Source organism: Methylobacterium sp. WL19 (genome assembly GCF_008040005.1).
Classification (GTDB): Bacteria; Pseudomonadota; Alphaproteobacteria; order Rhizobiales; family Beijerinckiaceae; genus Methylobacterium; species Methylobacterium bullatum.
Window position 1 is genome coordinate 43,602 of sequence record NZ_VRVC01000016.1, and the last position, 6,000, is coordinate 49,601.

The following is a 6,000-nucleotide window of genomic DNA, read 5'->3' on the forward strand; positions in this document are numbered from 1 at the left end:
CGCGAGAGATCCGGCGAGCGGCCGCTCAGCCGCCCGTCATCGGCGGGAAGAACGCGATCTCGGTGGCACCCGCGATGGCGGCATCCGGCTTGGCGTGGACCCGATCGATCGCCGCCCGCACGATACCGGCATTCTCGAAGGCATAGGCGTATTCCTCGCCCCGACCGCACAGCCAGCCGACGAGGTCGGCCACCGTCTCGGTCCCGGCCGGCAGGTCCACGGTCTCCTCGGCCTTGCCGATGCGTTCGCGCACCCAGGCGAAATACACGAGCTTCATCATCTGCCCTTCCGGCTGCGGCATCGGCGGGTCAGCGCGGATCGTCCATCACGTGCCGGATGCCGGCTCTCATATAGTCGTAGCCCGTGTAGAGCGTGAGGGCCGCGGCGACCCAGAGCAGGGCGACTCCGGCAAAGACGGTATGGGGCAGGATCGTTTCCCCCGCCCTGCCGGCCACGAGGAAACCGATCGCCACGAGCTGAAGGGTGGTCTTCCACTTGGCCACGCGGCTCACGGGAAGACTGACCTTCAACTCCGCCAGATATTCGCGCAGGCCCGACACGAGGATCTCGCGGCACAGGATGACGATGGCCGCCCACAGGCTCCAGTCGTGAATCGTCTTGTCGGCCACCAGCATCAGCAGACAGGCGGCGACGAGGAGCTTGTCGGCGATCGGATCGAGCATCCGCCCCAGGGCCGAGCTCTGATCGTAGGTCCGGGCGACGTAACCGTCGAGATAATCGGTGATGGCCGCGGCGATGAAGACGCCGAGCGCCGCGAACCGCGCCGCATGCTCGTCCGGCCAATACAACAGCGCCACGACCACGGGGACGGCGACCAGCCGCCCGTAGGTCAGGCAATTCGCCAGCGTCCAGGCCGGTGACCGGCGTCGGAGGGGGAGGACAGTCATCGACGCGGTGAAACCATGGCCGGGGGGGAGGGGTCAACCGCGATGATGCAAACGGCCATACCGCTTTCATACCGCCTCTGTCGTCGCGCCGGGCGCATTGCGCTGCGAATGTGCCGGGTCCGATTCTATGCTACCGATGGGCGGATTGAGCAGGATGTCCGCGCATGCCGTCCGCAGACGAGATCAGCATTACCATGACGCCCGAGCTCCTTCGTGCGGTGCGTGAAAGCATCGAGGCGGGAGATTACACATCGACGAGCGAAGTCATGCGTGACGCGGTCCGTCTCTGGCAACGGCAACGGATGGAAGATGCCGGGCGTCTGAGCGAGATACGGTCTCGTGTTCGCCGGTCCCTCGATGACCCGCGGCCGGACCTGACGACGACGGACGCGGACCGGCACCTGGCTCGCCTGTTCGCCGACGAGGGGACCGAGACTTCCGGTGCGTAGACTCGCGGTCTACTTCCGGCCGGACGCGCTGGACGACCTTGCCGACATTTTCCGTCTCGTTCGCCAAGCGAGCGGAAACACGTCAGTCGCCGCGTCGTTCGTACGACGCATCAAGGCGCGATGTGATCGGATCGGAGATGCGCCCCGTGCCGGTCGACTCCGTGACGACCTCGCACCCGGCCTTCGCACGGTGCCGTTCGAGCGTTGCGCCGTGATCGCTTTTCTGGTCGAGGACGATAGCGTTCGTATCACCAACGTCTTCTATGGCGGGAGGGATTACGAGGCTCTGTATCGCCGGTCTGACGACGATTCGGATACCGACGCAACCTGACAGGCGGGCTTCGCGCTCACCCTCCGGCCTGGAAGTAATCATACACCGCCCGCGCCGTGGCCGCGTTGACGCCGGGTGTGGTCGCCAGATCCTCCAACGACGCGCGCTGGATCGCCTTCACCGTCCCGAAATGGTGGAGGAGGGCGCGCTTGCGGGTCGGGCCGATGCCGGCGATCTCGTCGAGGGGGTTCTTGATCATCTCCCGCTTGCGCTTGGCCCTGTGCGTGCCGATGGCGAAGCGATGGGCCTCGTCCCGCAGGCGCTGGACGAAGTAGAGGGTCGGATCGCGCGGCGGCAGCTTGAACGGAGCCTTTCCGGGCACGAAGAAGGTCTCGCGCCCCGCATCGCGGTCACGGCCCTTGGCGATGCCGACGAGGGCGACGTCGGTGACACCGAGCTGTTCCAGCGCGGTGCGTGCCGCTTCGAGCTGGCCCTTGCCGCCGTCGATGAGGACAAGATCGGGCCAAGCCGGCATGGTGTCGCCGTCCGGTTCGGGGACCGGCTCGGGAACGCCGCCTTCGCTGGCCGCCAAAGCCGCCTCGTTGGGCGTGCGCGGGTTCTCCTTGACGAGGCGCTTGAAGCGGCGCTGCAGCACCTCCTTCATCATCCCGAAATCGTCGCCCGGCGTCAGCTCCTCGGACTTGATGTTGAAGGTGCGGTAATGCGTCTTGGCAAAGCCCGAGGGGCCGGCGACGATCATGCCCCCCACCGCGTTCGTGCCCATGATGTGGGAATTGTCGTAGACCTCGATGCGGCGGGGTGGCGCGGGCAATCCGAACGATTGCCCGAGGGCCACCAGCAGCTTGCCCTGCGAGGCGGTGTCGGCGAGCCTGCGGGCCAGGGCCTCCTTGGCGTTGCGCTGGGCGTATTCCACCAGCGCCTTGCGCTCACCGCGCTGGGGCTGGTGGACTTCCACCCGGTTCTCGGCACGGCTCGACAGGGCGGCCGCCATCAGCTCCGCATCCTCGATGGCATGGGAGACGAGGACGATCCGGGGCGCCGGTTTGTCGTCGTAGAACTGGCTGATGAAGGAGGCGAGCACCTCGTCCGGCGTCATGGAGCGGTCGGCCTTCGGGAAATAGGCGCGGTTGCCCCAGTTCTGGAAGTTGCGGAAGAAGAAGACCTCGATGCAGAACTGGCCGGCCTGCTCGTCGAGGGCGAACACATCCGCCTCCTCGACGCCCTGCGTGTTGACCCCTTGCGTCCCCTGGATCGCCGAGAGGGCGGAGATGCGGTCGCGAAAGCGGGCGGCGCGCTCGAATTCGAGTTTCTCCGAGGCGTCCTGCATCTCCTCGCGCATGCGGTCCTTCACCGCGTTGGACTTGCCCGAGAGGAAGCCCTTCGCATTCTCGGCGAGCGCCTGATATTCCGGCAGGGCGATCTCACCGGTGCAGGGGCCGGCGCAGCGCTTGATCTGGTAGAGCAGGCAGGGCCGGGTGCGGTTCTCGTAATAGCTGTCGGTGCAGGTGCGCAGCAGGAAGGCGCGCTGGAGCGCGTTGACGGTGCGGTTCACCGCCCAGACGGTGGCGAAGGGGCCGTAATAGCTGCCCTTCCGCCGCCTCGCGCCGCGATGCTTGACGATCTGCGGCGCTTCCGAATCCGCCGTGACCAGGATGTAGGGGAACGACTTGTCGTCCCGCATCAGCACGTTGAAGCGGGGCTTCAGCTGCTTGATGAGGTTGGCCTCCAGCAGCAGCGCTTCGGTCTCGGTGGCGGTGGTGACGAATTCCATCGCCGCCGTCTGCGAGATCATCCGGGCGATGCGGTTGGAATGGGCCTGGCCCCTCGCATAGGAGCCGACCCGTGCCTTCAGGTTCTTGGCCTTGCCGACGTAGAGGACGTCGCCCTTCTCGTCGAACATCCGGTAGACGCCCGGTCCCGACGGCAGCGTGCTCCAGAACCGGCGGATGATCTCCGTGCCGGCCTTGACCGCGCCTTCCTCGAAATCGAAGTCGATCTCGGGGCCGTCGTCGATGCGTTCCGGGGTTTCGTCCGCATCCTCGCGTTCGTCGAACGAATCCGGCGGCAGGTCTTGCTGGGAAGACGGGTCTTTCGCGGGCTGACGGCTCATGCCCGAGACTTAAGCGCCGGGGATTCGAGAGGGAAGGGGCTCCCGATCCCATCTCCCCCCGAAGGCCGGCGCGTTCGCGTCTTAATCGAACAGCGCGTCGATATCGCCCTGGTCCACATGGCCCGGGTCGCTGTCGAGCTTGGGTCCGTTGAGGAGCGAGCTCTCGTCGTCGATGCTGGGGCCCTGGGGCACGACGCCGAGGATCTCGCTGAACGAATTGAGTCCGCCCCAGGCCTCGATCATGCGGTCCAGATGCTCCTCGATGAACTTGAGCACGCCCACGATCTTGTTGATGCGCTGGCCGGTGAGATCCTGGAAGTTGCAGGCCTCGTAGGCGACGATGACGCGCTCGAGGATCATGTCGACATTCTCGGCGCCCGCGGCATGGCGCATGGCCCGCAATGCGCTCGCATTGGTCTCGATCTCTTCCAGCGCGCCGAGGATCGTGCTCGTGGCGAGCTCGGTGGATTCCACCACCGCATCGAGTTCGCCGGCGACCCGCTTCATTCCCTTCCCGGTATTCTCGGAATGATAGAGCGTCGCGATTTCCTTCTTCGTCCGGGTGATGGCTTCCTTCATCACGTCGAGTTCGGAGCGCATGGCGAAGGCCTCGTTGAGCTCCTTCCGGCAGGCTTCGATCGTCTCGACCGTGCTGGTCTGCGTGACGCGGCGAAGCTCCTGGATCGCCGAGAGGATCTCGTCGAGCTTCACGTCGTCGGAGCCGGAACGCTCCTTGGCGTGCGCGACCTCCACGACGGGTCGCACGCTTGCCAAACCGAGGCTGTCTTCGATGCGGTAGCGCTTCATGTTCATCGGGGATGATCAGCCGGCAGGAGTAACTGGGTCGAATGGCGGGCACGCGTGGCTCGGGCGCCATCGTCCTGACGAACGACGCGGCTCCCGAGACGAGAAGCCTTCGAGCCACCATGCGACCAAGTGGTTGCCATTTCTTCAACAGACAAAAGGTCGTGTGCAGTTTTACGGACGATTCATGCTGTTCTTGAAAGCGACCAATGGAGCCGCAATGGACTGAACGATTCACCACGTTCCTTCACGCGATTCTCGTCCCGTCCGGCCAGCCTGGAGGGCAGGACGATGATGGCCCGGAGTAGTCGCGTGTTGAAGCGTATCGGTTTGTGCGTCGCCATGGCTTGCCTGGCGACGGCGGTGACGGGGGGATCCGCACGGGCTCAGAGTTCGGCTGGCCAGTACGGTGGCGGCTTCATCGAATTCCTGGTGACGGGCAATGGAACGCCGCCGCGCGCCAGGCGTCCCGGCCTCGCCGATGACGGGGTGCTCCCACGCCATCCGGCCGCACAGGGCTATGGCGGCGAGCCGATGCCGCGCGTGCTCTACTCGGGCGACCGTGTGCCCGACATCGATCCTTATCTCGCTCCCGCGCGCACGCGGCTCGCCGCCCTGCCGTCGCAGGCGACACCCGAGATGCAGGCCGCGGCGATCGAGCGGACGCCCGACCCGCGCTTTGCCCGGCAGGTCGTCCCCTTCGATGGGCGGCAGAAGCCCGGCGCCATCGTCATCGATACCCGGACGAAGTTTCTCTATCTGGTCCAGCCCGGCGGCCAGGCCATCCGCTACGGCATCGGTGTCGGTCGTCCGGGTTTCGCCTGGTCGGGAATGAAGACGATCAGCCAGAAGCGCGAATGGCCGGATTGGACGCCTCCGGCGGAGATGCTGCAGCGCCGCCCCGATCTGCCGCGCCACATGGCGGGCGGCCCGGCCAATCCGCTCGGCGCGCGGGCGCTCTATCTCGGCTCGTCCCTCTACCGCATCCACGGGACCAACGAGCCGCACACGATCGGGCAATCCGTGTCGTCGGGCTGCATCCGGATGATGAACGAGGACGTCATCGACCTGTATGAACGCACGCCCGTGGGGACGCGGGTCGAAGTCCTGTAACCAACACACATAAAAAAGGCCCGGCGCGTGGGGACACGCACCGGGCCTTCCTCGTCAGCGAACCATCACGCGCGGTGACGGGTACGGGTTGGGCTCACACCCAATCGTCGTCGCCGCCGCCGCCCAGGTCGCCGCCGAAATCACCGCCCGGATCGCTGTCGAACGACGCGTCCTGGAAGTCGTTGCCGCCACCGAGGGCCGAGCCGAGGTCTTCGTTACCGGCCGCGGCACCGGCCGAGGGAAGGCCTGCCGCCGCCGCGCTGCCGAGGGCCGAATGCCCGCCGGCAAAGGCGTTGGACAGGGCGCTGCCGAGCAGCATGCCGC

At 66.3% G+C, this 6,000-nt stretch carries 7 protein-coding genes and 1 pseudogene; 3 read left to right on the forward strand and 5 right to left on the reverse strand.

Going from position 1 to position 6,000, the window contains the following annotated elements:
* Positions 1–25: 25 nt before the first annotated feature.
* On the reverse strand, positions 26–277 hold the full coding sequence (gene moaD, locus FV220_RS05445) for a molybdopterin converting factor subunit 1 (protein WP_056146529.1): 252 nt from the start codon (positions 275–277) through the stop codon (positions 26–28).
* A 31-nt stretch (positions 278–308) separates the two neighbouring features.
* Complete coding sequence (gene pgsA / locus FV220_RS05450; protein WP_018044663.1) at positions 309–908, reverse strand: CDP-diacylglycerol--glycerol-3-phosphate 3-phosphatidyltransferase; 600 nt, start codon at positions 906–908, stop codon at positions 309–311.
* Between the two features lie 164 nt (positions 909–1,072).
* On the opposite strand from pgsA, the gene FV220_RS05455 reads away from it, so the two are divergent.
* Together FV220_RS05455 and FV220_RS05460 are read left to right on the forward strand one after the other, a co-directional pair.
* Positions 1,073–1,357 (forward strand): ribbon-helix-helix domain-containing protein, encoded by a 285-nt coding sequence (locus tag FV220_RS05455; RefSeq protein ID WP_018044662.1) that lies wholly within the window; start codon positions 1,073–1,075, stop codon positions 1,355–1,357.
* On the forward strand, positions 1,350–1,688 hold the full coding sequence (locus FV220_RS05460; protein ID WP_147830069.1) for a type II toxin-antitoxin system RelE/ParE family toxin: 339 nt from the start codon (positions 1,350–1,352) through the stop codon (positions 1,686–1,688). The genes FV220_RS05455 and FV220_RS05460 overlap by 8 nt, the downstream gene beginning before the upstream one ends.
* Before the next feature lie 16 nt (positions 1,689–1,704).
* Here FV220_RS05460 and uvrC read toward each other — a convergent pair whose 3' ends face one another.
* Positions 1,705–3,759, reverse strand: a complete 2,055-nt coding sequence (uvrC, locus tag FV220_RS05465) for an excinuclease ABC subunit UvrC (RefSeq protein WP_056145791.1) — start codon at positions 3,757–3,759, stop codon at positions 1,705–1,707.
* Positions 3,760–3,840: 81 nt separating this feature from the next.
* The gene (locus tag FV220_RS05470) at positions 3,841–4,572 is read right to left on the reverse strand and encodes a chemotaxis protein (RefSeq protein ID WP_056145794.1); all 732 of its coding nucleotides are present in this window, start codon (positions 4,570–4,572) and stop codon (positions 3,841–3,843) included.
* Between the two features lie 333 nt (positions 4,573–4,905).
* Here FV220_RS05470 and FV220_RS05475 point away from each other — a divergent pair, with 333 nt between their 5' ends.
* Positions 4,906–5,676, forward strand: a complete 771-nt coding sequence (locus FV220_RS05475; RefSeq protein WP_147830078.1) for a L,D-transpeptidase — start codon at positions 4,906–4,908, stop codon at positions 5,674–5,676.
* A 94-nt stretch (positions 5,677–5,770) separates the two neighbouring features.
* Here FV220_RS05475 and FV220_RS05480 read toward each other — a convergent pair.
* Positions 5,771–6,000, reverse strand: a pseudogene (locus FV220_RS05480) (DUF2076 domain-containing protein); the annotation flags it as partial.

Coding starts and splice junctions, on each gene's coding strand:
- FV220_RS05470 (WP_056145794.1), bottom strand. CDS start 4,572: ATGAACATGAAGCGCTACCGCATCGAAGACAGCCTCGGTTTGGCAAGC.
- moaD (WP_056146529.1), bottom strand. CDS start 277: ATGAAGCTCGTGTATTTCGCCTGGGTGCGCGAACGCATCGGCAAGGCC.
- FV220_RS05475 (WP_147830078.1), top strand. CDS start 4,906: ATGGCTTGCCTGGCGACGGCGGTGACGGGGGGATCCGCACGGGCTCAG.
- FV220_RS05455 (WP_018044662.1), top strand. CDS start 1,073: ATGCCGTCCGCAGACGAGATCAGCATTACCATGACGCCCGAGCTCCTT.
- pgsA (WP_018044663.1), bottom strand. CDS start 908: ATGACTGTCCTCCCCCTCCGACGCCGGTCACCGGCCTGGACGCTGGCG.
- uvrC (WP_056145791.1), bottom strand. CDS start 3,759: ATGAGCCGTCAGCCCGCGAAAGACCCGTCTTCCCAGCAAGACCTGCCG.